Here is a 26,441-nt window from a genome sequence, read left to right on the forward strand (position 1 = left end):
AAAATAGAAGGCCGGACGCCGCCGTGGCAGCGTCGCGAAAAGAAAGGAGTGACGGGTGGCTCAGGCGGAACGCATCGCCACCGGCGGCGCGCTGGCCAGGGTCATGGCCTTAACCAGCTCAGCGGAGCGAATCGCCAAGACCGACAGCAGGGTGTCGGACAGCCCGTGGCTGACCTCGCAGCCACCTTGCAGGAACACCTGGACCGCGCCGCCCGCTGCCAGCGGCAAGCGGTAGTGGCGGTCGGGCTCGCCGTCTTGCAGATGCTCGCGCAGGCCGGCCAGCAGGTGCTGGTGGTAGTCACGGCGATAGCCGGTGGCCAGGATCACCACGTCATAGCCCAGGGTGGTGCGGCTGCCGTCCAGCCGCCCTTCCAGCTCCAGCTCCAGCCCCTGCGCGGATGGCAGGCAGGTCACCACGTCTCGCTCGCAGAGCAGTCGATGGCGCTCGTGACCGCGCAGCTTCTGCAGGTAAAAGAGTTGGTAGAGGTTCTCGATCAGCTCCAGGTCGACGACCGAGTAGTTGGTATTGCGGTACTCGGCGAACAGGCGTTCACGGCGCTCGGGCGATTGCGCATAGATCCGGTCGGTAAAGGACGGATTGAAAATCTCGTTGACGAAGGGGCTGTCATCGGACGGCTTGAGCGCCCCACCCCGCACGATCAGCGACGCCTCGACCTGGGGGAAACGCTGGGTCAGATCCTGGAAGATCTCGGCCGCGCTCTGGCCGCCGCCGACCACCGCCACCCGCCGCGGCTGGGCTGGATCGGCCAACAGCGCCTCGATACGCCCGCGATAGGCCGAGGAATGCAGTACCCGCGGATCGCTCAGCGTGGCGAAGGCCGGCGGTACCTGGGGGGTCCCGCCGATACCGAGGATCAGGTTGCGGCCCAGGCGCCGCTGCAACGTGCCCTGCCGATCGCGGGACACCACCTGCACGGCGGCCAGGATACCGTCGCGGTACCAGGGCTCCACCGCCACCACCTCTTCGCCGTAGTGCACCTGCTCGGCGAAGGCGGCAGCCGCCCAGCCGAGGTAGTCGTTGTACTCCTCGCGGCTGGGGAAAAAGGTCTTGAGATTGATGAAGTCCTCCAGTCGACCGCGTTCCTTCAGATAGTTGATGAAGGTGAAGCGGCTGGCCGGATTGCGCAGGGTCGTCAGGTCCTTGAGAAAGGAGATCTGCATCGTGCTGCCCTCGAGCAGCATGCCTTCGTGCCAGCTGAAGGCCGGCTTGCGCTCGATGAAGCATCCCTGGGGCTGGCGCTCGGGAGCCTGCTCGTCCGCGGCGATGGCCAGCGCCAGGTTGGAAGGCCCGAAGCCGATGCCGATGTAGTCGTGGACCTGTTCCATGCGAACCTCTCGTCGATAACCGGGTGGGATTGCCCTCGCGACACAGCACGACTGACAATCATTCTCACCTTCCTCGACGAACAGCCCTGACGCTTGTTCAGGGCTTTTTTGCCGATCCCTGTCCAGATCGGCGACTGCTTCTCACCTCCTAGCCGGCGATCTCCCGCAGGGCATCGCGACTGGCCCGCTCGCGCTGCTCACCGACCAGTTCCACCAGGCGGCCGCCATCCATCTTCAATAGCCGATCGGCCTGATCGAAATAGGCGTCGTCATGGGTGATGGCAAATACCGTCAACCCCGCCGCCTTCATCAGGGGCAACAGCTCCCGATAGAACAGCTGGCGAAACAGCGGGTCCTGGTCGGCGGCCCACTCATCCAGTAGGACGATGCTGCGCCCCTCCAGCATGGCCAATAGCAGAGCCAACCGCTTGCGCTGGCCCTGGGACAGGCGGGTATCGCTCAGCCGCCCCTCCGCCACCCGCACTTTGCGCTCCAGATGCAGGCGTCGCAGCCAAGTCTGCACCTGAGACCCCTCGGCAAGCGTGCCATCGGGCCCGAGCAGGCGATCGAACAGATGGAAGTCGGTAAAGACCGCGGCGAACAGCTGGCGATAGGCCGTCCGATCGGCCACGCCCACGACCCTGTCGTCCACCGCGATGACGCCGCGTTGCGGCTGATACAAGCCGGTCAGCAGACGCGCCAGGGTCGACTTGCCACTGCCGTTACCCCCCATCAGGAACACCGTCTCACCGCACCTGAGCGTAAGATTCAAGGGTCCCACATCGAAGCCCTGCTCATCGCCCTGGGTCTCGTAGCGATACTCCACGCCACGCAACTCCAGGCGCTGCCAGTCTCCTGCGAAGGCCGGCACCGACTTGGCGAAATCTTCCGCGGCGGGCGCCAGGGCCAGAGCCTCCACCCGCTCCAACGCCACCTGCCCCGCCATCAGCGGTGGTAGCGCCCCGACCGCCATCACCAGCGGCGTGCGCAGGAACAGGATGGTCAGGGCATAGGTGGCGGCCACCTCGGTGCTGGCCCAGCCCAGTCCGTTCGCCAGGTAGAACGCCAGGCCGATGGTGCCCAGCACCATGGTGTTGGCCCAGTTGCTGGCGAGGGCGTTGTAGCGATCCGCCAGCGTCACGTGCTCGCGATAGGCACTGGCGTTGTCCTCGAAGTCCTCCTCGAAGAAACGCTGGGCGCGGGCACGATTCAGCGCCAGTTCCTTGCGCCCCTCGATCAGCGCCTGGTAGTCCGCATAGAGGCTATTCTCCGCATCGCGCAGCAGATGCAGATGGCGATTGAGCCGCGTCACCAGCAACCAGCCCAGGCCCAGGGTCAGGGTCATCCAGGCGAGCGTCACCAGGAACAGCGACCAGGACAACCAGGCCATATAAAGGAACGCCGCCAGGCTCAGCACCGCGCCATAGAGCAGCCCAGGCAGCTGCACGAAGGCCAGGGTGAGGTTGCGCAGGTCGCTGGATAGACTGGCCAGGATGGCCGGCCCCCCCACGGCCTCGATGCGTTCGATATCGGTATCCAACACCCGCTTCACCACCTGCCGCCGCAGATCGTAGACGAAGCGATGGCCCAGCGCGGTCAGGGCCACCTGGGCGCCGGCAGCCATCGCCAGCAACAGTAGCAGCAACCCGAGGAATTGCAGCAGCGCCTCGGTCGGCGCTGTCTGGACGGTCACCAACCGCCAATTGATGAAGGCGATCACCCCGACGCTGAGCAAGGCACTCCCCAGGCTGAGCAACAGCACCAGGGTCGTGGCCAGCGGGCGATAGCGCAGGATGAGGCGGATGAGGGTCATGGGCGACCTCGCTTCGGACAGTTACGGGCAAGACAGTTGCCGGTCAGGGAGTTGCGACAATGCACGGTAGCGTCCTGCAGCAGGACATTGACCAGCGCCGGCGAGGCACCGATCCGCCGGGCGACATCACGCTGGGTCAAGCCCTCAACCCGACACAGGGTGATCACATCCTGGGTGCGGGGCGGCAGCTGCCGCAACGCCCGGACCACTAGCCCGATCTCCTCCCGGGCCTGGACCACTCGCTCGGCGGACACCTCGCCCGGCACCCCTTCGGCCTGTTCATCGGGGCTGGTGAACCAGCGCTCCTCCAGCTTCCGGCGGCGCAGCTGATCGACCGCCAGATTCTGCACCACCCGATACAGATAGCGCGAAGGCTCCACGACCTCCCGGGAATCGCGCTGCTCCCAGAACTTGAGGAAGGCGTCTTGAACGATGTCTTCGGCACGCTTGCTACAGCCGAGCAACCGCGTCGCGATTCCGAGCAGGCGGCTACGGTGATGATCGAACAGCTTTCCCAGCGCCGGACCCTGAGCGGCGCCCCCCTGCCCGACCGGCTGCGGTGGTGAAGCCTGAAGGGTCGGCGGGGTGACCTCATCAAGGGGAAACCCGGGCTGACGTGACGCCTGAAGTGGAGCAAGCAGCGATAGCATTTTTGCGTCCATGTAAAACTAGGAACGCGAAACTCTAATTGATACTCATTCTCACATCAACGAACCGTTTAACGTTTCGTGATCCTGCTTGTTGAGCACTCTTGGAATGGGCGAGGGCCAAACCCTTAGCGGCTTAGCGAGTTTTGCGAAGAAGCATGCCTCGACAGTTATACCCGGCGCAAAGCGCGGGCAGGTAGAGCGGCGCCGCAGACTCTAGACAGCCGATGGCCACCGTGCCCGAGACCCTCTCGTTTTCCACCTTGGCGTTCTGTTCCAGTTCCTGGGACAACCGCAACAGTACCTTGGCCTTTTCGTGGAGTCGGCGCCCGCTGGCATGGCCCAGGGTCACAAGCCGGACGAATTCATCACCCAGGCGCAGCTGGATGGCTGCAACGTCATGCTGGAGCGGGTGTTGGCCTTCGCCTGTCGCTGACTCGATCATTCCAGTTTGCGGAATGCTGAAGTGACCAGAAGGCCCATTCCCTCGCGAAGGTTCTGATTCCAAGCTGGTAGCACCTGTCGGGACCACCCTTGGCCCCGATGCCTGCCAGGAGTCGGCTCATGCAGCTCTATCACACCCCGCTGTCCGGTCATGCCCATCGTGCTGTGCTCTTCGCCTCCTTGTTGGGATTAGAGGTCGAGCTGATCGACGTCGATATCCCGGGCGGCGCCAATCGCACGCCTGAATTTCTCGCCCTCAACCCCTTTGGTCAGGTACCGGTGCTGCGGGACGGCGAAACGGTGGTCGCCGATGCCAACGCCATCCTCGTCTACCTGGCGAAAAAGACGGGCCGCAGCGACTGGCTGCCTGAGGACCCGGCTGGTGCCGCCGCCGTACAGCGCTGGCTGTCGGTAGCAGCCGGCGAGCTGGCCTATGGCCCGGCGGCGGCGCGCTTGATCACGGTATTCGGCGCCCAGCTGGATGCCGACGAGGTCATCGCCCGCGCCCATGTCCTGCTCGAACGCCTGGAGGCCCACCTGGCCTCGCGAGACTGGCTGGCGGCCGCTTACCCGACCGTCGCCGATATCGCCCTCTATAGCTATTTGGCCGGGGCGCCGGAAGGCAATGTGGATCTGGCACCCTACGCGGCCGTGCGCGCGTTCCTGCAGCGGGTGGAAGCCTTGCCGGGCTTCGTGCCCTTCCCCCGGACCGCGGCAGGCCTCAGGACCTGATCGCGCGTCGCCTAGCTGGAGGTCACGGTCATGCACGAATCCCTACCCACCTGGCACGCCGGTGAAACCCTTATTCAGGAACGCCTGGGCGTCCGTGAGCGCATGGCGGCCCTGGGTCCGCGGGTTATCCGCTCGTTCATGCCCGACCAGCATCGGCAGTTCTTCGCGCAGTTGCCCTTTGTGATACTAGGCAGCGTCGATGCCGAGGGGGCGGCCTGGGCGACGATCCTGGCAGGCCAGCCCGGCTTTCTCGCCTCGCCCACGCCCACCACCCTGGACATCGCCGCCCATCTCTCAGCCGAGGATCCGGCAACCCCGGGCCTGGGCGACGGCGCCGCCGTGGGCCTGCTCGGCATCGAGTTGCATACGCGCCGCCGCAATCGCATGAACGGCACACTCAGCGTCACTGCCCAGGGTCTGCGCGTGACGGTGGACCAGAGCTTCGGCAATTGCCCGCGCTATATCCAGCTGCGCGATCTGAGCGTCGTCCACGCGCCAGGCCCGCCCCCGGTCGCATCGATGGAGAACCTCGCCTGCCTGGACGCCGATGCTCGCGCGTTGATTGCCGGCGCCGATACCTTTTTCGTCGCTTCCTATGCCGACCAGCAAGGCCAGCGGCGGGTCGATGTCTCCCATCGCGGCGGCAAGCCGGGCTTCGTCCGGGTCGGCGCCGAAGACCTGCTGACCATTCCCGACTTCAACGGCAATCTGTTCTTCAACACCTTGGGCAATGTCGTCGCCAACGGCCGGGCCGGGCTGCTGTTCGTGGACTACGAACACGGGGATCTGCTGCAGCTGAGCGGCACCGCCGAGGTGCTGTTCGACTCGCCGGAAATCCCCGCCTTCGAGGGCGCCGAGCGCCTCTGGACCTTTCGCCCGCAGCGTATCGTCCGGCGGCGCGGCGCCCTGACCCTGCGCTGGCAGGCGCGGGCCGGGGGCGAGTCGGACAGCAGCCAGCTGACCGGCAGCTGGGCGCAGGCGCGCGAGCGTCTGCTGAGCCGGGAACTCGGCAATCGCTGGCGACCCTTGCGCGTCATCCGCATCGTCGAGGAGAGCGCCACCATCCGCTCCTTCCATCTCGCCGCGGCGGACGGCACCGCCTTGCCACCCGTCCAGGCCGGCCAGTTCCTGCCGGTACGCCTCACTCCGGTCGCCGGCCAGGCCCCGGCGCTGCGTAGCTATAGCCTCTCCAGCGCGCCGGCCGACGGGCACTACCGCATCAGCGTCAAGCGCGAAGGGCTGGTGTCCACCTGGCTGCATGACCGGCTGCGGGAGGGCGATCTGCTCGACACGCGCCCGCCGGCGGGAGACTTCACCCTGGGAGCCGCCGCTGACCAATCCTTGGTACTGCTGGCTGCGGGCATCGGCATCACCCCGCTGCTGGCGATGCTCAGGCACCTCGTTCACGAAGGACGCCGGACCCAGCGGCAGCGCCGGATCACCCTCTTCTACGGCGCCCGGTCGAAGGCCGAGCGCGCCTTCGATGCGGAGCTGGTCGAATTGGTGGCCGCCGCCGAGGGCTCGCTGCGCCTGGTGCGGGCGCTGAGCGATACCCGCGGGGCCGTGGCGGATACCGACTACGAGGTGGCCGGACGGATCGACCTGGGCGTGCTGGGCCGCTTCCTGCCCTTCGGCGATCACGCCTTCTACCTCTGCGGCCCGGCGGCCTTCACCCAGGCACTGTACGACGGCCTGCGCGGCTACGGCATCGAGGACGCGCGCATCCATGCCGAAGCCTTCGGTCCGGCGGCGCTGCGCCGCAGTCAGCCCCTGGAAGCGGCGGCGCCTGTGCGTCCAGCCGCGGCCACGGACAGCGTGCCGGTGGTCTTCACCGCCTCGCTCAAGGAAGCGCGCTGGACACCCGCGGCAGGCTCGCTGCTGGAACTGGCCGAAGCCCGTGGCCTCGATCCCGCCTTCAGCTGCCGCGAAGGTCATTGCGGCAGTTGCCGAACACGGCTGCTCGGCGGCGCCGTCACCTATGGGCGGGAGCCGGTAGCGCGGGTAGCCGACGGCGAGGCGTTGCTGTGCTGCGCGGTGCCGGCGGCAGGCACCGACCGCCTGGAGCTCGATCTATGATCCGTGCCGCCGGAAGTTGACTACCATGGAGCCTGGTCGACAAGACAGGGGGCGAGGCAGATGGATCGTTGGCAGGCGATGCGCGTGTTCGTGAAGGTGGCCGAGACCGAGAGTTTCGCCCGCGCCGCCTGCGAACTGCATCTCAGCGCACCGGCGGTGACCCGCCTGGTGGCCGGCCTGGAAGCACTGGTCGGCGCCCGCCTGCTGGTGCGCACCACCCGTTCGGTGAAACCCACCGAGGCCGGCGCTCGCTATCTGCAGGATTGCCGGCGCATCCTCGGCGAGATCGCCGAGGCGGAACTGGCCGTGGCGGGACACCAGGCCAGGCCCTCGGGCACCCTGGCCGTCACCGCACCCATGCTGTTCGGCCAGCTGCACGTGCTGCCGCTGGTGCTGGAATTTCTTGCCCGCTATCCGGACATGCGCGTGCGCACCTTTTTCGTCGACCGCCAGGTGAATCTGCTGGACGAAGGCATGGATGTCGCCCTGCGCATCGGTCAGTTGCCGGATTCGGGCCTTACCGCCATTCAGGTCGGCCAGATGCGGCGGGTGGTCTGCGCGGCCCCGGGCTACCTGGAAGCCCAGGGTACTCCCGCTACCCCAGCCGCACTCAAGGAGCACCGCATTCTCGCCTGCCAGGGCGCCTGGGCCTCGCCGGAATGGCGCTTCGCCCGCGGACAGAGGGTGGTGGTGGATCCGCTGTTGCTGTGCAACACCAATGAAGCCGCCATCGCCGCCGCCCAGGCGGGGCACGGCCTGACCCGGGTGCTGCACTACCAGATCGCCCCGGCGCTGGCCGAGGGCTGCCTGCGGATCGTGCTGGCGGACCACGAAGAGGCGCCGCTGCCGGTGCACCTGGTCTATCCCCAGGGCCGCCAGGCAGCGGCCAAGGTCAGGGCCTTCGTCGAGCTGGCGGTGGCCGCGCTGCGCGGCGATCCGCTGTTTGGCGATCCGCCGGGCGCTGCACGCTGAGAGGTCACCGCAGAAACTGCGGCCAGGCCGCGACGAACGCGTTCCCTCGCCCTTTCGGGCGGGGCATTTCGGCATCGGTGGCCGCCACCCCTCCCTAGACTCAGGGCCTGACCTGCCACTGGGAGCGCCACCATGCCGCTGCACCTCGATCTGCGGGATCCCCGCCTGCTCAAAGCCTCCGCCTATGTCGACGGCCACTGGATCGCCGCCGACAACGGCGCCACCTTTGCCGTGGACAACCCCGCCACCGGCGAGACCCTCGCCCAGGTCGCCGCCCTGGAGGCGGTGGAAACCGCCCGCGCCATCGCCGCGGCGGAAGCCGCCTGGCCGGCCTGGCGCGAGCGTCCGGCCGCCGAGCGCGCAGCCCTGCTGGAGCGCTGGCACGCGCTGATGCTGGAGCACCAGGACGACCTGGCTCTGCTGATGACCCTGGAACAGGGCAAGCCCCTGGCCGAGGCCCGCGGCGAGATCGCCTATGGCGCCAGCTTCGTCAAATGGTTCGCCGAGGAAGCCCGGCGCAGCTTTGGCGACATCCTGCCCGCACCGGCCCGGGATCGCCGGGTGCTGGTACTGCGGCAACCGGTGGGGGTCGCCGCCGCCATCACGCCCTGGAATTTCCCCAACGCCATGATCACCCGCAAGGCCGCCCCGGCGCTGGCCGCCGGCTGCCCGGTGGTGATCAAGCCCTCGGATCTCACCCCGCTGTCGGCCCTGGCGCTGGCCGAGCTGGCCGATCGCGCCGGCTTTCCGCCCGGCGTATTCAACGTGGTCACCGGGATGCCCGCCGGCATCGGCGGCGAGCTGACCGGCAATCCGGCGGTGCGCAAGCTGTCCTTTACCGGCTCCACGCGCATCGGTCAGCTGCTGCTGGCGCAGTGCGCGGCCACGGTGAAGCGCACCAGCATGGAACTGGGCGGCAATGCGCCCTTCATCGTCTTCGATGACGCCGACCTGGACCTCGCCATCGCCGGGGTGCTGCAGAGCAAATTCCGCAACGCCGGCCAGACCTGCGTCTGCGCCAACCGCATCCTGGTGCAGGACGGCATCCACGACCGTTTCGCCGAGCGCCTGGCTGCCGAGGTGGCCAAGTTCAAGGTGGGCAACGGCCTGGAGGCCGGCGTGACCCTCGGTCCGCTGATCAATCGCCTGGCGGTCGACAAGGTCGCACGCCATGTCGACGACGCCCTGACCCAGGGCGCCAAGGCCCTGTTCGGTGGCTTGCCCAACGGCCGCGACCAGTTCGTCGCGCCCACGGTGCTCACCGGCGCCACGGCGGACATGCTGCTGGCCCGCGAGGAGACCTTTGGCCCGGTGGCGCCGCTGTTCCGCTTCCGCGACGAAGCCGAGGCGCTGGCGCTGGCCAATGCCACGCCCTACGGCCTGGGCGCCTACTACTACACCCAGGACCTGCGCCGCGCCTGGCGCGTCGGTGAACAGCTGGAATTCGGCATGGTGGCCCTCAACACCGGCACCCTGTCAATGGAGGTCGCGCCCTTTGGTGGCGTGAAGCAATCCGGCCTGGGCCGCGAAGGTTCGCACCTGGGGCTGGACGAGTACCTGGAGGTCAAGGCCTGGCACCTCGGCGGCCTCGACTGAAAGCCACGGGCGGCAGGCAACCGAAAATGCCGCCACCCCTGACCAAAACAGCCGATCGCGATGCCGGGGCCGGCAACTTCAGCGTTACCGACCCTGCGGCCTGCGTAGGCTGGAACTCTCGCCCCTGCCTGGAGTATCGCTGCATGAATTCCGCTGCCAAAGCCACCGACCGCCTGCTGGGTCTTCGCGAAAAAGACGTTCCCCGCGGCATCATCACCGCCCATCCCGTCGTGGTGGCCCGCGCCCAGGGCAGCGAAGTCTGGGACGTGGACGGTCGCCGCTACCTCGACTTCGTCGGCGGCATCGGCGTGCTCAACGTCGGTCACAACCACCCACGGGTGGTGGAGGCCGTGCGCCGCCAGGTCGGGGAGATTTCCCACGCCAGCTTCCAGGTGATGGCCTACGAGCCCTATCTGGAGCTGGCCAATCGTCTCAATACCCTCGTCGGCAACGGCGAAGCCTACAAGACGCTGCTGCTGACCTCCGGCGCCGAAGCCGTGGAAAATGCCATCAAGATCGCCCGCGCCCACACCAAAAGGCCCGGGGTGATCGCCTTTCGCGGCGGCTTCCACGGTCGCACCCTGCTCGGCGTGACCCTGACCGGCTTCGCCCAGCCCTACAAGCAGAACTTCGGCCCCTTCCCCGGCGACATCTATCACGCGCCCTACCCTGATCCCTTCCACGGCGTGGACACCCAGCAGGCCCTTGCCGGCCTGCGCGAGGTGCTCGCCACCCAGGTCTCCCCCGACCAGGTGGCCGCCATCCTGATCGAACCGGTACAGGGCGACGGCGGCTTCCGTCCGGCGCCGGTGGAATTCCTCCAGGGGTTGCGCGCGCTGTGCGACCAGCACGGTATCGTCCTCATCGCTGACGAGATCCAGACCGGCTTCGGCCGTACCGGCAGCTTCTTCGCCTTCCAGCAGACCGGCATCCAGCCCGACCTGGTGACGGTGGCCAAGAGCCTGGCCGGCGGCCTGCCGCTCTCCGGGGTGGTCGGTCGCGCCGCCATCATGGACGCGCCCCTGCCCGGTGGCCTCGGCGGTACCTACGGCGGCAACGCCCTGGCCTGCGCCGCAGCGCTGGCAGTCCTGGACATCTTTGAAGAGGAGGACCTGGTCGCCCGAGGGATCGCCCTGGGTGAACAGCTGCGCAGCGGTCTGCTCGACCTGCAACGCCGCCACCCGCGTATCGGTGAGGTCCGTGGCCGCGGCTTCATGCTGGCGGTGGAGATGGTCGGCGCGGACGGCAGGAGCCCGGACGCCGCCCTCGCTCAGCAGGTCATCGAGGGCGCCCGTCAGGCCGGATTGCTAGTGATCAAGTGCGGAGTGGAGCGGAACGTCATCCGCTTCCTGGCGCCTCTGGTCACTACAGAAGCACAACTGGCCGAAGCCTTGCAGATGTTCGGCCAGGCTCTCGCCCAGGCTGGTGCCTGAGGTCAAACGTAACGCCGCCCGGCCCGGCTGTGGCAGCGCCAAGGGAATCCGACCATGAGAATCACGCGTTACCAGGCCCTAGGCTTTTCCTGCTACGGCACCCTCGTCGACCGTGAAGGGGGCATCCTCGAAGCCCTGCGCCCCCTTGTGGCGCAGGCGGGCCTGAGCACCCATCCCGACTGGCTGCTCGGCAGCTACCACCGCCTGGCCCGCGAAATGCGCCAGGCGGCTCCCACTGCCAGCCAGACCAGCCTGCACCTGCGCATTCACCAGCGACTGGCGCAGGAGTTGCAACAGGAAGCCGACCTTGATGCCAGCGTGGCTTTTGGAAACGCCACGACGTGCTGGCCGGTGTTCGAGGATGCTCCGGGCGCGCTGCAGTACCTGAGCAAGTTCTATCGATTGGTGTTGCTGGCCTCGCCCGATGACGGCGAGGCGGCAGCGGTCACGGCGCGCTTGCCTGAGGTGTTCGCCGCCGTGATCCCCAACCGCGGTGGCGATCTGCGCCAGGCGTTGGACAACACCCTGGAAGAACTGGGCTTGGCGCGTGGAGATTTGCTGCCCATCAGAGGCAGTGAACCGGACGATCCCTGGAGTGCCCTGGTGGATTTTCCCCTGTGTACCCTGCGCCGTGATCGCTCGCGGCCCTGGAACCTTTCGCGGCAGGCCCTGGATGGCACGCGATGCGAGTACGCGAGTCTCGCCGATCTGGTGCATGCGCACCAGACCGCCCTGCGTGCCTAACCTGCCGTTCACGATTGCGAGGAACGACGATGGACGCCGCAACAAAACTGGATCGCATCGACATCAACATCCTGGTGCAGCTGCAGAAGGATGGCCGGATGACCAATGTCAGTCTCGCCGAAGCCGTGGGCCTCTCCCCCAGCCCCTGCCTGCAGCGGGTCAAGCGCCTGGAGGCGGCCGGCTACATCAGTGGCTACGAGGCCCACGTCAACCTCGCCAAGATCGCCAACTCGGTGACGGTTTTCACCGAGGTCACCCTCTCCGACCACAAGCGCGCCGACTTCGTGAAGTTCGAGTCCTTTATCCGCGGGGTCGACGAGATCCTCGAATGCCACCTCATCAGCGGGGGCTACGACTACCTGCTGCGCTTCATGTGCAGCAGCATCGGTCACTACCAGGAATTGATGGAATCCATCCTCGACCGCAACGTCGGCATCGAAAAGTACTTCAGCTACATCGTCATCAAGTCGCCGGTGGTCAAGAACGCCCTGCCGCTGCGCAGCCTGATCAAGGCCGGCTGAGCCCCTCGCCGCGACGCTCCGCCAGCATCCCGCTGCCGGAGCGCGCTCTTCTCAGCGCAGGATGCAATAGAGCTTGCGCACCCGCTCCCGGCTATCCCAGGCCATGGGCGTTTCCGCCGGTACCAGCACCGCCTCGCCCGCGTGGACCGTGCAGGGCGCTTCGCCCTCGACCGCCAGGGTCACGGCGCCGGCATAGAGCAGCATCAGCTCGCAGTGGGGATTGCTCACCGCCTTGCGCGTATAGGCCGTGCACTCCCACATCCCGATCCGCAGGGCCCCGCCACCGCTTTCGAACAGGTCGCAGCCGGTGGCCTCGGGCTCGGGACTGAGCAGTACGCTGGCCGCTGGCGGCGGCGAGGGTTCGCGCGGCGCCGAGGGATCCAGCAGCACGGGTGCCTGGGGCATCGGGCCTTCGCTGGCCCGGCCGGGAAAGGCCATGAACAGGCGCCGCAATTCGCCACTGTGACGCCAGCGGCAGCTCAGGCCACGCGGCAGGATGAAGGCATCGCCGGCCTTGAGGTGCAGGGCATTCCCCTCCCATTCCAGCTGCAACTCGCCGGCCTCGAGGAGGCTGACTTCCACCCAGGGGTAATCGTCCAGCTGGCAATCGGCGGAATGGGTGAAGGCGCTGCCCATCACATAGCCCAGGGGGCCATCGTGCAGGTGCAATTCGCGGCCGGCGGCCAGGGGGTCATCGTGCAGCGGCTGGAGCGCCCGGGGCAGCTGGCGGTCACCGGGCGGCTGGCAGTAGTGCAGCAAAGGCATGGCGGATCCTCGTGTCGAGCGGCGCGGCAGGGGCGCCGCGGACCCGGCCAGTATCGACTCGCAAGGCACCCGGGTTATGGCGTTTTGGGGCCCAGGCCGACACAGAAGCTGCCGTTTTTCCCAGATGCGGCGCAGTTTCCACCGCACCACCAATCATGGCGGCAGCAGCGGAGAATTCGGGACAAACTACCGCACGCTTGCGCCATCCTTGAGCTTTGCCGGAGACCTCCCCATGACGCTGCTCTACAAGGCCGATCCCGAACGCGGCCAGGCCTGGCGACGCCTGTTCCAGGAACGCGCGCCCGATATCGCCTTCCGCCATTGGCCGGACGTGGGCAATCCGGAAGAGATCCGCTACCTGGCCTGCTGGCAACCGCCGGAAGACCTGGCCAGCCGCTTTCCCAACCTGGAGGTGCTGTTCGCCACCTCGGCCGGCGTAGACCAATTCGACCTGAATCTGTTGCCGCCAGCGCTGCCCGTGGTGCGGATGCTGGATCCCGGCATCGTCGCCGGCATGGTGGAGTACGCCACCCTCATGGTGCTGGCGCTGCATCGCCAGCTGCCCCTCTATCTCGACCAGCAGGCCACGGGACGCTGGCAGGAACATGCCCTGGTAACGGCGAACAACAGACGCGTCGGCGTGCTGGGTCTCGGCCAGATCGGCCAGGCGGTGCTGGAGCGGCTCGCCACCTTTGGCTTTCAGCTCTCGGGCTGGTCGCGCTCGGCCCATGAGCTGCCAGGGGTGCGCTGCCATGCCGGCGCCGAGCAGCTGCCGGCGTTCCTGGCCGATTGCGAGATCCTCATCTGCCTGCTGCCGCTGACCGGGGAGACCCGCGGCATCCTCGACGCCCGCCTCTTCGCTGCCCTGCCCCGCGGCGCCAGCCTGATCAACCTCGGCCGTGGCGCCCAGCTGGTGGAAGCCGACCTGCTGGCGGCGCTGGACAGCGGTCAGCTGAGCCAGGCGGTGCTGGACGTGGTGGAGCCGGAACCGCCCGCAGCCGACCACCCCTTCTGGCAGCACCCGCGGATCTGGCTGACGCCCCACGTGGGCGCCATGACGGTGCCGGAAACGGCGTTCACCGTGCTGCTGGACAATATCCGCCGCCATCAGCGCGGTGAGCCCCTGCGGGGTCTGGTGGATCGCCAGCGGGGCTACTGAAGAGACCGGGTGGCCTCAACCCAGGGCCACCCGCAAGCGTCCCAGCAAGGCGTCACAGGCAGCGAGCTGGCTCAGTTCGACATACTCGTCCGGCTTGTGCGCCTGCTCGATGCTGCCGGGGCCGCAGACCACCACCGGGGTGTCCAGCCGACGGGCGAAGAGGCCACCCTCGGTGCCGAAGGCCACCTTGAGCTGGGTGGTGCCCGGCTCGACCAGGGTCTGCAGGAAGCGCACGGCTTCGACGCTGGGATGGGTATCCAGGCTCGGATAGGCGTTGACCGTCTCGATCTCGATGGCGGCCTTGGCCGAGGTTTGCCGCGCCTCCCGGACCAGGCTGTCCGCCGCTTCCTGCAGCGCGGCGACCAGGCTGGCGGGATCGTCCGCCGGCAGGTGACGGATCTCGAAGTCCAGGGTGCAGAGGTTGGGCACGATGTTCAGCGCCTTGCCACCGTCGATCCGCCCGACGTGCAGGGTGGTGTAGGGAATGTCGTAGGCCGTGTCGTGAGCGCCCTCTTCCGCCAGGCGCCGCTGGCTGGCGCGCAGGGCGCCGACCAGGTCGCTGGCCAGGTGAATGGCGTTGACGTGCAGCGGTGCCAAGGAGGAATGGCCCTCCTGGCCATGGCAGTGGGCGCGCAGCGCGGCCTTGCCCTTGTGGCCGAGAGCGACCTGCATCTCCGTGGGCTCGCCGACGATGCAGAGGAAGGGGCGCACCGGCGCCAGTTCCAGCACGTCCAGCAGGCGGCGCACCCCGACGCAGCCGATCTCTTCGTCGTGGGACAGGGCCAGTTGCAACGGGCGTTTCAACGGTGCGCCCCGGGCGGCGGCCAGCAGGGCCACCACGGCGCAGGCGACGAAGCCCTTCATGTCGCAGGCGCCGCGGCCATAGATTCGGCCGTCACTGAGGGTCCCTTCGAACGGCGGCAGGGTCCAGGCCTGGCCGGCCACGGGCACCACGTCGGTATGCCCGGAGAGCAGCTCGCCGGGCACATCGCTCGGGCCGACGCTGGCGAAAAGATTGGCCTTGCGCCCGCTCTCGTCGAGCACCAGGCGGCAGGCGATGCCGGCGGCTTCCAGCAGACCCTGCACATGCTGGATCAGCGCCAGGTTGGAGTCGGCGGAGACGGTGGGAAAGCCGATCAGGGTGCGCAGCAGGTCCTGGCTGTTCATCCGGCGAGGCTCTCGCTGCGGGGTTGCGCGAAGCGGCCGATGTCGAAGGCCGCCAGCGGCGTCTCGGTACGACCGGTGGCGATCAGTTCGGCCATGGTGTCGCCCACGCCCGGGCCGAGCTGGAAGCCGGCGCCACAGAAGCCGAAGGCGTAGTAGAGACCCTCCACCTGGCTGCTCGGGCCCATGATCGGCAGGTCGTCGGCGATATAGCCTTCCACCCCGCTCCAGGTGCGGATCACGTTGACCCTGGCCAGGGCCGGCGCCAGGCGTCGCAGCTGGGTGAGCTGATTGAGCAGGCCATGGGGCTCGGCGCGGGCCAGGCGGGTGTCCAGATCCGGGCGGGTGCGGAAGCAGCCGCCGAAGATCACGTTGCCGCGCGGGATCTGGCGGAAGTAGATGGTCTCGCTCACCAGCGGCGAAGAGACGCCCACCGCCTCCTTGAAGGCATAGGGCAAGGGCTCGGTGACGCCCATCTGGGGGCCATGGGTCTCGATGGGCACCGGCTCGCCGAACTGGCTCGACAACCGACTGCCCCAGGCCCCGGCGGTGATCAGCAGCCGCGGCGCCCGATAGCGGCGGCCATCGGCGGCCTGCACCAGGAAATCGCCATCCGGCTTGGTGACCTGGGTGATCTCCACCCCTTCCTGCAGGTTGACGCCCTCGCGCACCGCGGCGCGGGCAAAGGCCGGGGCGGCCAGGCGCGGATTGGCGTGGCCATCGTGGGGCGCATAGGAGCCGGCCACCACCTCGGGGCCCAGGTAGGGAAACTTCTCGTGCAGGGCCGCGCCTTCGAGCACCTGCAGATCGAGGGCGGCGGTCTCCGGCGCCCGGGCATACTCGTGCAGCATGGCGATGCGGCCGGGATCGTAGACCACCCGCAGGTGGCCGCCGGGGATGAACTCCAGGTCATCGCCGATCAACTCGGGCAGGCGACCCCAGATACCGCGGGAACGGTTGGACAGCGCCACCTGGGTCAGGTAGCGGCCCTGCCGGCGGACGTTGCCGAAATTGGTGCCGCTGGCGAAGCGCCCGACCTGGTCGCGCTCCAGCAGGAGCACCGACAGGCCCCGACGGCGCAGAAAGAAGGCACTGGCGCTGCCCATGATGCCGGCGCCGACGACGATGACGTCCGCGCGGTTGGCGGTCTGGTTCATGACGAAAGCTCCTCTTCGCTGGTGACGATGCCCAGCGGCAATGGCCGGACCGGTGCCTGGCCGCGCAGGCGGCCGACGGCCTCCACCGGTACCCCGGATTCGGCGGCGATGATCTCGGCGCCGGCCTGGGCGCAATAGCGACCCTGGCAGCGACCCATGCCGACGCGGCTGAAGGCCTTGGCCCGATTGGCTTCCTGGGCGCCCTTCTCGCGTACCACGGCGCGCAATTCTCCGGCGGTGATGCCCTCGCAGCGGCAGACCACCGCGGTATCCGGCAGGCTGGCCATCTGTTTCGCGGGCCAGGGAAAGGCCTCGGCCAGGCCCAGGCGAAAGCGCTCCTGGACCGTCAGCGCCTCGCGGCAGCGCTCGGCGAGGCCGGCGGGCGGGGTGCGACCGAGATCGCTCAGAACCGCGCAGGCGGCCAGTTGCCCGGCCAGCTCGGCGCCGTCGGCGCCCCGTACCCGCGCCCCATCCCCGGCGGCATAGACGCCGGGCGTGGAGGTGCGGCCGTCGCCGTCCAGTTGCAGTACCCACTGGCCGGTCGCCTGCTCGAATTCGAAGGCGCAACGGGCCAGATCGGCCAGTTGGGTTTCCGGACGCAGGTGGTAGCCCAACCCCACGGCATCGCCGACCACCTCCTGACGCAGGCCGCGGGCATCGGCGAAGGCCACGCCACGCACGCCCTGCTCGGCATCGCCGAGGATCTCCAGCGGGGTGACGCCCAGGTGCAGCGGCACCCCGGCGCGCTTGAGCGAGGCCATGAGCTGCACACCCTTCCAGGCCACCCCCGGGCGGGCCAGCAGCTTGGGCGTCGCCAGGGCACGCAGGCGCAGCGGCGCGGTGTCGAGTACCGCCGCCACCGTGGCGCCGGCCTGCTGGTACTGGGCGGCGACGAGATAGAGCAAGGGCCCGCTGCCCATGAAGATCACCCGGCGGCCGATGGACACCGCCTGGGCCTTGAGGGCGATCTGGGCGCCACCCAGGGTATAGGTGCCGGCCAGATTCCAGCCCGGCACCGGCAGCAGCCGATCGCCGGCACCGGTACAGAGCACCAGGGCGTCGAACTCCAGGGTGCGCTGGCGATTGCCCTGCACCGTGTAGAGGGTGCGCTCGTGCAGGTGCCAGGCCAGGGTGTCCGGGCGGTAATCGAGGCGTCCGCGCAAACCATCGAAGGTGCGGTGCAGGTCCTCGGCCTTGGCCGCCTCGCTGCCATAGAGGGTGGCATAGGCGCGCTGGAAGCCCTCGGGCTGACGACGATAGATCTGGCCGCCGTCGCGTCGATTCTCGTCGATCACCACCGGGCTGATGCCGGCGGCCAGCAGGGTCTCGGCGCACCGCACGCCGGCCGGACCGGCGCCGACGATGACCACCCGCGGAGTGCTCTTGCCCGGTTGGGCTAGGCCAGATTCCATATGGCCTCCGGTTGCGCGGTGAGGATCTGCAGTCCTTCGCGGACCTCGGTGCCGCAGGCACGCAGGCGCTCGCCGGCGGCGGTCCACACCCAGCAATCCTGACAGGCGCCCATCAGGCAAAAGCCGGCACGGCGCTCGTCACCGAATTCGGAACGCCGCAGCGCCGGACCGTTGGCGAGCAAGGCGACCATCAGGGTATCGCCGGCCAGGGCCGTGACCGGCAGCCCGTCGACGGTGAGACTGACCTGCGGCCGGCCGGTTTCGGCGAGTCGCTGGAAGCGGGAAGTCATGCGCGAACTCCTTGGGAATGCAGCACGGCGCCGCCCTGCAGCCGCTGCAGGGTCTCGCCATCATGGTGACAGAGGATGCGGTTGCCGCCGGCCAGCGTCAGGGGCCGTGGCGGCACCTGGTCGCAGCGGCCTTCGAGCCGTACCGGGCAGCGCTGCAGGAAGCTGCAGAGCCGACCACTGGCGGGCGGCGACGAGACCAGAGGGACCGCCGTGCGGATGGGTTGCTCTTCCAGCCAGCCCTGGCGCAGCGCCGGTACCGAGGCGGTGAGCAATTCGGTGTAGGGGTGCAGCGGCGGATGCTGCAGGGTGGTCGGGGTGCCCAGTTCCACGGGCTGCCCGGCATAGAGCACCAGTACCTCGTCGCAAAGGCTGCGCACCGTGGAAATGTCGTGGCTGATGAACAGATAGGCCAGCCCCAGCTCACGGCGCAACTCGACGAGCAGGTCGAGAATGGCCGCGCCGACCACGGTATCCAGCGCCGAGGTGACCTCGTCACAGAGGATCAGCTCGGGTTCCGCGGCCAGGGCACGGGCCAGGTTGACCCGCTGCTTCTGGCCACCGGAAAGCTCGCCTGGACGCCGGCTGGCGAGGCTGGCCGGGAGTTGTACCCGGTCGAGCAATTCGCGGACCTTGCGCTGGCGGGTGGCCTTGTCGAAGGCGTGATAGGTCTCCAGCGGGCGCATGAGGATGCGTTCCACACTGTGGGCCGGATTGAGCGCCGTGTCGGCATTCTGGTAGACCAGCTGCACCCGGCGGAATTGCTCGCGGGTGCGGCCTTCCAGCCCCGGTGGCAGCAGTTCGCCGCCCAGGCGCACGCTGCCCTGGGCCGGTGGCAGCAAGCCGGCGATGACCCGCGCAAGGGTCGACTTGCCCGAGCCGGATTCGCCGATCACCCCCAGGGCCTGGCCGGCGGCGATGCGCAGATCGATACCCTCCAGCACCCGGTAACGTGGCAGGCCATCGGCGCCGCTGGGGCCATAGCCGGCCACCAAGTCCTTCACTTCCAGTACCGGCGCCGCAGTCTCGACCGTGGGCAGGCCACGGTCCGTCAGGGGCTCCGGCCGGGCCGCCGCCAACAGGCTGCGTGTATAGGGATGGCGGGCGCTGGCCAGCAGCCGTTCGGTGCGGCGGTTCTCATAGACCTCGCCGCCGTTGAGCACCAGGATGCGATCGGCCATCTGCGCCACCACCGCCAGGTCGTGGGAGACGTAGATGGCGGTCACGCCCCGCTCGCGGACCACCTGCTTGAACACCCGCAGCACCTCGATCTGGGTGGTCACGTCCAGCGCCGTGGTGGGTTCGTCGAGGATCACCAGGGTCGGATCGGTGATCAGCGCCATGGCCGCCATCAGCCGCTGCAATTGACCGCCCGAGACCTGGTGCGGATAGCGCTGACCGATGTGCTCGGGATCCGGCAGCGCCAGCTCCCTGAACAGTTGCAGCGCCCGCGCTTCGGCTTCCTGGCGCGTCAGTACACCATGGATCAGGGCGCTCTCGATGATCTGTTCCATCAGGCGCCGCGACGGGTTGAAGGCCGCCGCGGCGCTCTGGGCGATATAGGCCACGGTGCGACCGCGCAGGCGGCGCAGGCCAGCGGCGTCCAGCTCCAGCACCTGGGTATCGCCGACGCGGATCGAGCCGCCGGCCAGTCGGCAACCCTCACGGGCATAGCCGAGCAGCGACAGGGCGATGGTAGTCTTGCCCGAGCCGGACTCGCCGATCAGCGCCAGCACCTCACCCTTGGCCAGGTTGAAGCCGACGTCCTTGACGATGGGGGTTTCGCTGCCGTCGTCGCCCTGGGCGACCACGCGCAGGTCCTTGACCTCTACCAGCAGTTCCATCTCAGCGCCCTCCCCGGCGTCGCGCGCCGAACCGGTCGATGAGCAGGTTGACGCCCACGGTCAGGGTGCCGATGGCCAGCGCCGGCATCAGCACCGCCGGGGCGCCGTCGGCCAGACCGCCGATGTTTTCCCGCACCAGGGAGCCCAGGTCGGCGTTGGGCGGCTGCACGCCAAGACCAAGAAAGCTCATGCCGCTGAGCAGCAACACGATGTAGACGAATCTCAGGCCCAGGTCGGTGAGCAGCGGCAGGCGCATGTTGGGCAGCATCTCGCACAGGGCGATATACAGCCGGCCCTCGCCACGGGTGCGGGCGACCTGGACGTATTCCAGCTCGATGAGATTCATCGCCAGGCTGCGGGCGATCCGATAGCAGCCGGGGGCATAACCCACCACCGCCATGACGATCAGCAAGGGCACCGAGGAGCCAAAAGCCGAGACCATCACCAGCGCCAGCATCTTGCTCGGCAGGGAGATCAGTGCATCGATCAGGCGCGACAGCGGCTCGTCCACCCAGCGCCCGGACAGCGCCGCGAGCAGACCGAGACCGGTGCCGAGCACGCAGGCCAGCACGGCCGCGATCAACGCCAGGCCCACGGTGAAGCGGGCGCCGTCGAGGATACGGCTGAGCACATCACGGCCCAGGTAATCGGTGCCCAGCGGATGGACGGCGCTGTAGCCGGCCAGCACCGCGCTGTCGCCCAGGGCGCCTGGGTCATAGGGCGCGAGCCAGGCGCCGAACACGGCGAGGAATAGCCAGAAGGCCACCAGGATGCCGCCGATGATGCCGGTCAGGGACCAGCGGCTGCGCCGACGGGTGCGCGGCGGCGACAGCTGGGCATCGAGCGTCTTGCCGTCCACCGGCAGGACGGACGCGGCACGTACGGGAGTCACGGGTCGGGTCATAGCGTTCTCAGCCTCGGATTGGACAGGATGGCGCAGAGATCCGCCAGGGTCATGAGCACCAGGTAGGCGCAGCAGAACAGCATGGCGCAGGCCTGGATCAGCGGCAGGTCGCGACTGGCGACGCCGTCCACCATCAGCTGGGCGATGCCCGGGTAGTTGAAGATGGTCTCGACGATCACCACCCCTCCCATCAGGTAGGAAAGACTCAGGGCGATGGAATTGGCGATGGGCCCCACGGCGTTGGGCAAGGCATGGCGCAGCACGGCGCGCACCGGACCGACGCCCTTGAGCCGGGCCATCTCCACATAGGGACTCTGCAGCTGCTCCACCAGGGCGGCGCGGGTCATGCGCGCCATCTGCGCCACGATCACGCAGCACAGGGTGCCCACCGGCAAGGCGTAGGCACGCAGGAAGTCCAGGGGGCCGGCGATGTCGTGGGCGAAGGTCAGCGCCGAGGTCCACTGCAGGTGCACGGCGAAGACCAGCACCGCCAGGGTCGCCACCAGGAATTCCGGCACCGCGACGATGCCCAGGGTAAAGACGTTGAGCGCCCGGTCCAGCCGCCCGCCGGCGTTCATCGCCGAGGCGATACCCAGGCCGAGCGCCAGGGGCACCGACACCAGGGCGGTGACGCCGGCCAGCATCAGCGAGCCGCCCAACCGGTCACCGATAATGGCGGAGATGGGCATCTGGCTGGCCAGGGACTGGCCGAGATCGCCGTGCAGCAGGCCGCTCAGCCAGTGGAAGTAGCGCAGCAGCGCGGGTTGGTCGAGGCCCATCTGCGCGCGCAGCGCCGCGACCTGCTCGGGCAGCGCGAACTGGCCCAAAGCCTGCTGCGCGGCATCGCCCGGCAACAGCGCCGAGACGAAGAACACCAGCAACGAGACGATGAGCAGGGTCAGCAACCCGCCCCCGAGGCGTCTGGCGATGAGGGAAAACACGGAAAGATCCAAAGCCACCTCCTGCTTGAGCGTGGAGTGGCGAGTCCTGTCCTTGCGGACCGACTCGCCGTCAGGCACCGGGCGTCAGGCCTCCAGCCAGACGTGTTCGGCGAACATGTAGCCCATGAAGCCCCCGATAGGGATGATTCCGTAGCCACCGAGCTTGGGCGAATGGGCATCGATGGAGCTGGTGAAGATCGGCAGGCCGATACCGCTGTGCTGGTGGATCAGCAGCTGCATGTCGGCGTACATCTGCTTGCGCTTGGCGACATCCGTCTCGCCGCGGGAGGCCACCAGCAACTGGTCGAACTGTTCGTTTTTCCAGCCGGATTCGTTCCAGGGCGCATCGGACTTGAAGAACTGCGACAGCAGGATGTTGGCGGTGGGCCGGGCGTTGATGTTGCCGAAGCCCAGCGGATCCTTCATCCAGTGGTTGTCCCAGTAGCCGTCGGCGCTGACCCGATTGACCATCAGGTTGAGGCCGGCCTGGCGCGCCGACTGCTGCAGCACCAGGGCCATCTCGTTGGCGTTGTCGGCGGCGGTGGAGGTCACCAGCGGCATACGTGCGCCGGCGATGCCGGCCTTCTGGAAGAGGAACTTGGCCTTGTCCGGATCATAGGGCCGTTGCGGCAGATCCGCCGCGTAATAGGGTGTGCCGGGCATGATCGGCTGGTCGTTGCCGATGGTGCCGTAACCGAGGAACACCGACTTGAGGATCTGCTCGCGGTCGAACAGCAGCTTCATGCCCTCGACCACGTTGGGATCGTTGAACGGCCGGTTGGGGAGGCGCATGATCAGATCGGTGTAGCCACCCGAGGTGTTGGCCACGATCTTGAGTTTGCCGCCCTGCTTGAGGCGGTCGGCGGAGCGCGGATCCACCGAGACGGTCAGCTGGACGTCACCGGCCAGCAGCGCATTGACCCGCGAGGGTTCGTCGCCGATGCCGATCAGCTCGATCTCGTCCAGATAGGGCTTGCCGGACTTCCAGTAGTTTTCGTTGCGCGTGCCCACGGTGCGCACCCCCGGCTTGAATTCCTTGACCTTGAAGGGGCCGGTGCCGTTGGCGGTGGAGAAGTCCTTGGTGCCATCGGCGATGATCAGGAACGGCGAGATGGCCAGTACCGCGGGCAGCTCGGAATTCGGTGACACCAGGCGGATACGCACCTCGTCGGGCGACACCGCGGTGATCTCGGCGAACTGGTCGGCCAGCGCCTTGACCTTGGAGCCCACCGCCGGGTCCTTGTGGCGCAGCAGCGAGTAGACGACGTCGGCGCTGTCGAAGGTCTTGCCGTTATGGAACTGCACACCCTGGCGCAGCTTGATCGTCCAGGTCAGGGCATCCTGGGTGTCGAAGCTGGTGGCCAGGGCCATCTGCGGCTCCAGATGGCTGTCGAACACGGTCAGGCCGTTGTAGAAAAAGTAGTGGCGCGCGTAGTCACCGGAAAAGGCGCCACGGGCCGGGTCGAGGGTATCGGCGGTGGACGAACCCGCCGCCGCGGCGCGCACCCGACCGCCGCGACGCGGGGTGCCGGTAACCGCATCTTCTGCGGCGAAGGCCTGACCATCGCGGCCGAGCAGACCGCCCACGCCGGTCGCCAGCAGTCCGGCGGCGCCGAGCAGGCGGAGCGCATCGCGCCGCGACACACCCCGCTGCAGGGCCTCGAAGGCACGCACGCTTTCAGCAGCACCTATCAGGGGACTTCCAGTCTTTTTCTCGGTCATGTCGGCTCGCTCGTTGGGGGCTTTGTCACCAGCGCCGCGATCCCCTCCCCGGGCCTGCGGCACTATCCTCGTGGCCGCCGTGTCGCACGGCCTGGTTCATTACAGCACCGGGCCCTCGTCGAATACGGTCGAATTGAGCAGGCGACGAGACAGAAAAGACCGTTTTGGCCAAGCCGCTCAGCATTGTTTGCGGTGTGCGTCGCCACAGCGCAGCGGGTCGGCCCATGCCCGGGTTTGGCGCGCTGCCAGCCGTCTCGCTGGCCAGCGGGGCGGCGTTTCCGACCAGGTACAAGATGCGAACGCCGACCCTCGCAGCAGCTTTCACGCCGCCCACCTGCCTGGCACTGGGGAAAATGCCAAACCGCCCGTTGGCCTGCAGAAACGACAAAAACCGCCCGCCCTGACGCTGCGGTTGGCAGGGTCCGGGCGGGCGGTTCGTTGATCAGGATCTAGGTTCTGTACGAAAAGTCGACGAGCGAAGGTCAGGCGAGGCGAAAAAGGCTGAGGAAGCGGATCGGACTCGCGCTCGAGTTTACGAGCGGTAAATGAGCATTCCGACCGGGCTGGCGATCCAGGCCTTTTTCAACGAAGCATCACCGAGCGCAGGCACTTTTCGTACAGAACCTAGTGCAGGCGATCCTGGACCCGGTAGTACAACCCCACCAGCGGCAGGAACCACGGCTTGCCGAAATGGCCGGGAATGGCCGGCCAGTCCAGCACCCGCCAGGGGTTGGCCTGGCTGCGCCCTTCCAGCACCTCGGCCATCACCCGGCCCATGTGCACCGCCATCTGGACGCCGTGACCGCTGTAGCCCATGGCATAGAACAGGCCGTCCTGCTCGCCGGCGCGGGGCAGGCGGTCGGCGGTCATGTCCACCAGCCCGCCCCAGCAATAGTCGATGGGCGCCTGGGCCAGGCTGGGAAACAGCTGCCCCAGGGCGGCGCGCAACACGGCGCCGCTCTTGGCGTCCTGGCGTGGATCGGACAGCGCGAAGCGCGCCCGACCGCCAAAGATCAGCCGGTGGTCCGGGGTGGTGCGGAAATAGTTGCCGATGATGCGGCTGGTGACATAGGTGCGGCGGTTGGGCAGCAGCTCGTCCAGCTGCGCCTTGGGCAGCGGCGCGGTGGCGATGATGAAGCTGCCCACCGAGGCGATGCGTCGCCGAAACCACTGGAAGGGGCCGACCCGGGCATTGCCCGTCGCCACCAGCACCTGGCGGGCGCGCAGCTCGCCCTTGGCGCTGACCACGCGAAAGCTGCCACCGGGCAGCCGCTGCAGATCACTGACCGCCGCGCCTTCGTACACCTGGGCGCCACGCCGGACCGCCGCCTCCGCCAGGCCCACGCCGAACCGCCCCATGTGCATCTGGGCGCCATTGCGCTGTAGCAGACCACCGTGGAAAACATCGGAGGCCACCTCGATCCGCACCTGGGCGGCGTTGAGCAGCTCCACGTCCGGGTCCACCTCCCGGCGGATCAGCTCGCAGGTACGTGCCAGGTTGTCATAGTGCTGCGGCTTGGCCGCCAACTTGAGCTTGCCGGCCTTGTGGAAATCGCAGCCGATGCCCTCCTCGGCGATCACTGCCTCCACGCTGGCCACCGCATCGGCATAGGCCTGGTAGAAGGCCCGCGCGCGCTCGGCACCCAGGCTGGCGTGCAGGGCCGCGTAGTCCTGGGCGACCCCGGTGTTGCAGTGCCCGCCGTTGCGCCCGGATGCTTCGCCGATCACCCGACCGGCCTCCAGCACGGCCACGCTGGCACCGCGCCGGCGCAGGGCCACCGCCGCGGAGAGCCCGGTGAAGCCGCCGCCGATGACGGCGACATCCACCTCGCCCGCCACCGGCCCCGGGGTGGCCCCGGTAAAGCCCGGCGCGGTCGCCAGCCAGTAGGAATCGGACGATGCTGGGCCAAGACTCATGGGCGGGCGCTCCGGCAGCTCAGGGTGTTATTCGAGACCGACCACGGCGGCCAGGCCGCCGATGTCCTTGATCTCGGTGTTGCGGTAGAACGGCGTGCTCGGCTCGTGGCCGCGATTCACGAACACCTTGTTCTGGATGTTCATGTAGTCGGCCGGGATGAGGTCGTAGCGGAAGCTCGACGATACGTGCAGCACGTCTTCCGGGCCGCAGCCGAGGCTGTCCAGCATGTATTCGAAGGCCTGCAGGCGCGGCTTGTAGGCCTGGCCCTGCTCGGCGGTGAAGACGCGATGGAAGGGCACGCCCAGCTTGTCGACGTTGGACATGATCTGCTCGTCGGCGGCGTTGGAATAGATCACCAGCGGGATCTTGTCGGCGATCTTGGCCAGGCCCGCGGTCACGTCGGGATGCGGGCCCCAGCTCGGCACCGCTTCGTAGTAGGCATTGGCCTCGGCGTCGGTGAAGGAGATGCCCCAGCGCTTGCAGGTGCGCTCCACCGCCGCGTACAGCACCTCCGAATAAGGCTTCCAGGCGCCGAGCACCTCGTCGAAGCGATAGCCGTTGAAATCCTTGCAGAACTGATCCATCGCCGCGGCCGGGATGCGGTCGGCGAACATCTCGCGGGCCATGTCGGACATGCGGAAACGGGTCAGGGTGCCGTAGCAGTCGAAGGTGATGTACTTGGGCCGAAAGGCGGTCATGGCAAGGGTCCTTTGACAGGGGTCGTGAGTGATAGGCCGGGGCGCCGGTGGCGTCCCTGGCAAGCATTACAGCACCGGCGGGCCTGACAGTTGTCCGCTTTCAGGCGCCGCGGGAGACAGAAAAAACCGTTTTAGCGGTAGGGCC

At 68.0% G+C, this 26,441-nt stretch carries 22 protein-coding genes and 1 pseudogene; 8 read left to right on the forward strand and 15 right to left on the reverse strand.

What is annotated here, in order from left to right:
• Window positions 1–60: 60 nt before the first annotated feature.
• From C722_RS0107370 to C722_RS26970, 4 genes and pseudogenes are all read right to left on the reverse strand, one after another.
• Window positions 61–1,347, reverse strand: coding sequence for a lysine N(6)-hydroxylase/L-ornithine N(5)-oxygenase family protein (locus C722_RS0107370; RefSeq protein WP_017639887.1), 1,287 nt, complete (start codon window positions 1,345–1,347; stop codon window positions 61–63).
• Between the two features lie 148 nt (window positions 1,348–1,495).
• Entirely contained in the window at window positions 1,496–3,160 is a 1,665-nt protein-coding gene (locus tag C722_RS0107375) for a multidrug ABC transporter permease/ATP-binding protein (protein ID WP_017639888.1), read from the reverse strand.
• Complete coding sequence (locus C722_RS24715) at window positions 3,157–3,822, reverse strand: sigma-70 family RNA polymerase sigma factor (protein WP_093255785.1); 666 nt, start codon at window positions 3,820–3,822, stop codon at window positions 3,157–3,159. The genes C722_RS0107375 and C722_RS24715 overlap by 4 nt, the downstream gene beginning before the upstream one ends.
• 157 nt (window positions 3,823–3,979) lie before the next feature.
• Window positions 3,980–4,129, reverse strand: a pseudogene (locus C722_RS26970) (LysR family transcriptional regulator); the annotation flags it as partial.
• Between the two features lie 242 nt (window positions 4,130–4,371).
• Between C722_RS26970 and C722_RS0107390 the strand changes: the two are divergent.
• The 7 genes from C722_RS0107390 (at window position 4,372) to C722_RS0107420 (ending at window position 12,325) form a co-directional block, all read left to right on the forward strand.
• Window positions 4,372–4,983 carry a glutathione S-transferase family protein gene (locus C722_RS0107390; protein WP_017639891.1) on the forward strand — a complete coding sequence of 204 codons (612 nt, stop codon included), beginning with the start codon at window positions 4,372–4,374 and terminating at the stop codon, window positions 4,981–4,983.
• A gap of 30 nt (window positions 4,984–5,013) precedes the next feature.
• The gene (locus C722_RS0107395) at window positions 5,014–7,059 is read left to right on the forward strand and encodes a pyridoxamine 5'-phosphate oxidase family protein (protein WP_017639892.1); all 2,046 of its coding nucleotides are present in this window, start codon (window positions 5,014–5,016) and stop codon (window positions 7,057–7,059) included.
• A 60-nt stretch (window positions 7,060–7,119) separates the two neighbouring features.
• Window positions 7,120–8,031, forward strand: coding sequence for a LysR family transcriptional regulator (locus C722_RS0107400; RefSeq protein ID WP_017639893.1), 912 nt, complete (start codon window positions 7,120–7,122; stop codon window positions 8,029–8,031).
• A gap of 132 nt (window positions 8,032–8,163) precedes the next feature.
• On the forward strand, window positions 8,164–9,627 hold the full coding sequence (locus C722_RS0107405; RefSeq protein WP_017639894.1) for an NAD-dependent succinate-semialdehyde dehydrogenase: 1,464 nt from the start codon (window positions 8,164–8,166) through the stop codon (window positions 9,625–9,627).
• Between the two features lie 143 nt (window positions 9,628–9,770).
• Window positions 9,771–11,060, forward strand: coding sequence for a 4-aminobutyrate--2-oxoglutarate transaminase (gene gabT, locus C722_RS0107410; RefSeq protein ID WP_017639895.1), 1,290 nt, complete (start codon window positions 9,771–9,773; stop codon window positions 11,058–11,060).
• A gap of 54 nt (window positions 11,061–11,114) precedes the next feature.
• On the forward strand, window positions 11,115–11,804 hold the full coding sequence (locus C722_RS0107415) for a hypothetical protein (RefSeq protein ID WP_017639896.1): 690 nt from the start codon (window positions 11,115–11,117) through the stop codon (window positions 11,802–11,804).
• A 29-nt stretch (window positions 11,805–11,833) separates the two neighbouring features.
• Complete coding sequence (locus tag C722_RS0107420; protein ID WP_007161776.1) at window positions 11,834–12,325, forward strand: Lrp/AsnC family transcriptional regulator; 492 nt, start codon at window positions 11,834–11,836, stop codon at window positions 12,323–12,325.
• 51 nt (window positions 12,326–12,376) lie between these two features.
• Here C722_RS0107420 and C722_RS0107425 read toward each other — a convergent pair whose 3' ends face one another.
• Entirely contained in the window at window positions 12,377–13,090 is a 714-nt protein-coding gene (locus tag C722_RS0107425; protein ID WP_017639897.1) for a cupin domain-containing protein, read from the reverse strand.
• 232 nt (window positions 13,091–13,322) lie between these two features.
• Between C722_RS0107425 and C722_RS0107430 the strand changes: the two genes are divergently transcribed.
• Window positions 13,323–14,249 carry a glyoxylate/hydroxypyruvate reductase A gene (locus C722_RS0107430; RefSeq protein ID WP_017639898.1) on the forward strand — a complete coding sequence of 309 codons (927 nt, stop codon included), beginning with the start codon at window positions 13,323–13,325 and terminating at the stop codon, window positions 14,247–14,249.
• A gap of 15 nt (window positions 14,250–14,264) precedes the next feature.
• Here the strand turns inward: C722_RS0107430 and argE are convergent, their stop codons facing one another.
• The 10 genes from argE to C722_RS0107480 form a co-directional block, all read right to left on the reverse strand.
• Window positions 14,265–15,416 carry an acetylornithine deacetylase gene (gene argE, locus C722_RS0107435; protein WP_017639899.1) on the reverse strand — a complete coding sequence of 384 codons (1,152 nt, stop codon included), beginning with the start codon at window positions 15,414–15,416 and terminating at the stop codon, window positions 14,265–14,267.
• Window positions 15,413–16,570, reverse strand: a complete 1,158-nt coding sequence (locus tag C722_RS0107440) for an FAD-binding oxidoreductase (RefSeq protein ID WP_017639900.1) — start codon at window positions 16,568–16,570, stop codon at window positions 15,413–15,415. The genes argE and C722_RS0107440 overlap by 4 nt, the downstream gene beginning before the upstream one ends.
• A complete protein-coding gene (locus tag C722_RS0107445; RefSeq protein ID WP_017639901.1) occupies window positions 16,567–17,982 on the reverse strand; it encodes an NAD(P)/FAD-dependent oxidoreductase in 1,416 nt (471 codons plus the stop codon). The genes C722_RS0107440 and C722_RS0107445 overlap by 4 nt, the downstream gene beginning before the upstream one ends.
• Window positions 17,967–18,272: a (2Fe-2S)-binding protein gene (locus C722_RS0107450; RefSeq protein WP_017639902.1), complete on the reverse strand. Its 306-nt coding sequence runs from the start codon at window positions 18,270–18,272 to the stop codon at window positions 17,967–17,969. Before C722_RS0107450 ends, C722_RS0107445 begins: the two co-directional genes overlap by 16 nt.
• On the reverse strand, window positions 18,269–20,113 hold the full coding sequence (locus tag C722_RS0107455; RefSeq protein WP_017639903.1) for an ABC transporter ATP-binding protein: 1,845 nt from the start codon (window positions 20,111–20,113) through the stop codon (window positions 18,269–18,271). Before C722_RS0107455 ends, C722_RS0107450 begins: the two co-directional genes overlap by 4 nt.
• Before the next feature lies 1 nt (window position 20,114).
• Window positions 20,115–21,017 (reverse strand): ABC transporter permease, encoded by a 903-nt coding sequence (locus C722_RS0107460; protein ID WP_017639904.1) that lies wholly within the window; start codon window positions 21,015–21,017, stop codon window positions 20,115–20,117.
• Window positions 21,014–21,970, reverse strand: a complete 957-nt coding sequence (locus C722_RS0107465) for an ABC transporter permease (RefSeq protein ID WP_017639905.1) — start codon at window positions 21,968–21,970, stop codon at window positions 21,014–21,016. Before C722_RS0107465 ends, C722_RS0107460 begins: the two co-directional genes overlap by 4 nt.
• Window positions 21,971–22,042: 72 nt before the next feature.
• Window positions 22,043–23,680, reverse strand: a complete 1,638-nt coding sequence (locus C722_RS0107470; protein WP_026083710.1) for an ABC transporter substrate-binding protein — start codon at window positions 23,678–23,680, stop codon at window positions 22,043–22,045.
• Between the two features lie 624 nt (window positions 23,681–24,304).
• Complete coding sequence (locus tag C722_RS0107475) at window positions 24,305–25,597, reverse strand: FAD-binding oxidoreductase (RefSeq protein ID WP_017639907.1); 1,293 nt, start codon at window positions 25,595–25,597, stop codon at window positions 24,305–24,307.
• A gap of 27 nt (window positions 25,598–25,624) precedes the next feature.
• Window positions 25,625–26,296 carry a haloacid dehalogenase type II gene (locus C722_RS0107480; protein WP_017639908.1) on the reverse strand — a complete coding sequence of 224 codons (672 nt, stop codon included), beginning with the start codon at window positions 26,294–26,296 and terminating at the stop codon, window positions 25,625–25,627.
• Between the last annotated feature and the right edge of the window lie 145 nt (window positions 26,297–26,441).

It is taken from the genome of Pseudomonas sp. 313 (assembly GCF_000316965.1).
GTDB lineage: Bacteria > Pseudomonadota > Gammaproteobacteria > Pseudomonadales > Pseudomonadaceae > Chryseomonas > Chryseomonas benzopyrenica.

Coding starts and splice junctions, on each gene's coding strand:
- C722_RS0107370 (WP_017639887.1), bottom strand. CDS start 1,347: ATGGAACAGGTCCACGACTACATCGGCATCGGCTTCGGGCCTTCCAAC.
- C722_RS0107375 (WP_017639888.1), bottom strand. CDS start 3,160: ATGACCCTCATCCGCCTCATCCTGCGCTATCGCCCGCTGGCCACGACC.
- C722_RS24715 (WP_093255785.1), bottom strand. CDS start 3,822: ATGGACGCAAAAATGCTATCGCTGCTTGCTCCACTTCAGGCGTCACGT.
- C722_RS0107390 (WP_017639891.1), top strand. CDS start 4,372: ATGCAGCTCTATCACACCCCGCTGTCCGGTCATGCCCATCGTGCTGTG.
- C722_RS0107395 (WP_017639892.1), top strand. CDS start 5,014: ATGCACGAATCCCTACCCACCTGGCACGCCGGTGAAACCCTTATTCAG.
- C722_RS0107400 (WP_017639893.1), top strand. CDS start 7,120: ATGGATCGTTGGCAGGCGATGCGCGTGTTCGTGAAGGTGGCCGAGACC.
- C722_RS0107405 (WP_017639894.1), top strand. CDS start 8,164: ATGCCGCTGCACCTCGATCTGCGGGATCCCCGCCTGCTCAAAGCCTCC.
- gabT (WP_017639895.1), top strand. CDS start 9,771: ATGAATTCCGCTGCCAAAGCCACCGACCGCCTGCTGGGTCTTCGCGAA.
- C722_RS0107415 (WP_017639896.1), top strand. CDS start 11,115: ATGAGAATCACGCGTTACCAGGCCCTAGGCTTTTCCTGCTACGGCACC.
- C722_RS0107420 (WP_007161776.1), top strand. CDS start 11,834: ATGGACGCCGCAACAAAACTGGATCGCATCGACATCAACATCCTGGTG.
- C722_RS0107425 (WP_017639897.1), bottom strand. CDS start 13,090: ATGCCTTTGCTGCACTACTGCCAGCCGCCCGGTGACCGCCAGCTGCCC.
- C722_RS0107430 (WP_017639898.1), top strand. CDS start 13,323: ATGACGCTGCTCTACAAGGCCGATCCCGAACGCGGCCAGGCCTGGCGA.
- argE (WP_017639899.1), bottom strand. CDS start 15,416: ATGAACAGCCAGGACCTGCTGCGCACCCTGATCGGCTTTCCCACCGTC.
- C722_RS0107440 (WP_017639900.1), bottom strand. CDS start 16,570: ATGAACCAGACCGCCAACCGCGCGGACGTCATCGTCGTCGGCGCCGGC.
- C722_RS0107445 (WP_017639901.1), bottom strand. CDS start 17,982: ATGGAATCTGGCCTAGCCCAACCGGGCAAGAGCACTCCGCGGGTGGTC.
- C722_RS0107450 (WP_017639902.1), bottom strand. CDS start 18,272: ATGACTTCCCGCTTCCAGCGACTCGCCGAAACCGGCCGGCCGCAGGTC.
- C722_RS0107455 (WP_017639903.1), bottom strand. CDS start 20,113: ATGGAACTGCTGGTAGAGGTCAAGGACCTGCGCGTGGTCGCCCAGGGC.
- C722_RS0107460 (WP_017639904.1), bottom strand. CDS start 21,017: ATGACCCGACCCGTGACTCCCGTACGTGCCGCGTCCGTCCTGCCGGTG.
- C722_RS0107470 (WP_026083710.1), bottom strand. CDS start 23,680: ATGACCGAGAAAAAGACTGGAAGTCCCCTGATAGGTGCTGCTGAAAGC.
- C722_RS0107475 (WP_017639907.1), bottom strand. CDS start 25,597: ATGAGTCTTGGCCCAGCATCGTCCGATTCCTACTGGCTGGCGACCGCG.
- C722_RS0107480 (WP_017639908.1), bottom strand. CDS start 26,296: ATGACCGCCTTTCGGCCCAAGTACATCACCTTCGACTGCTACGGCACC.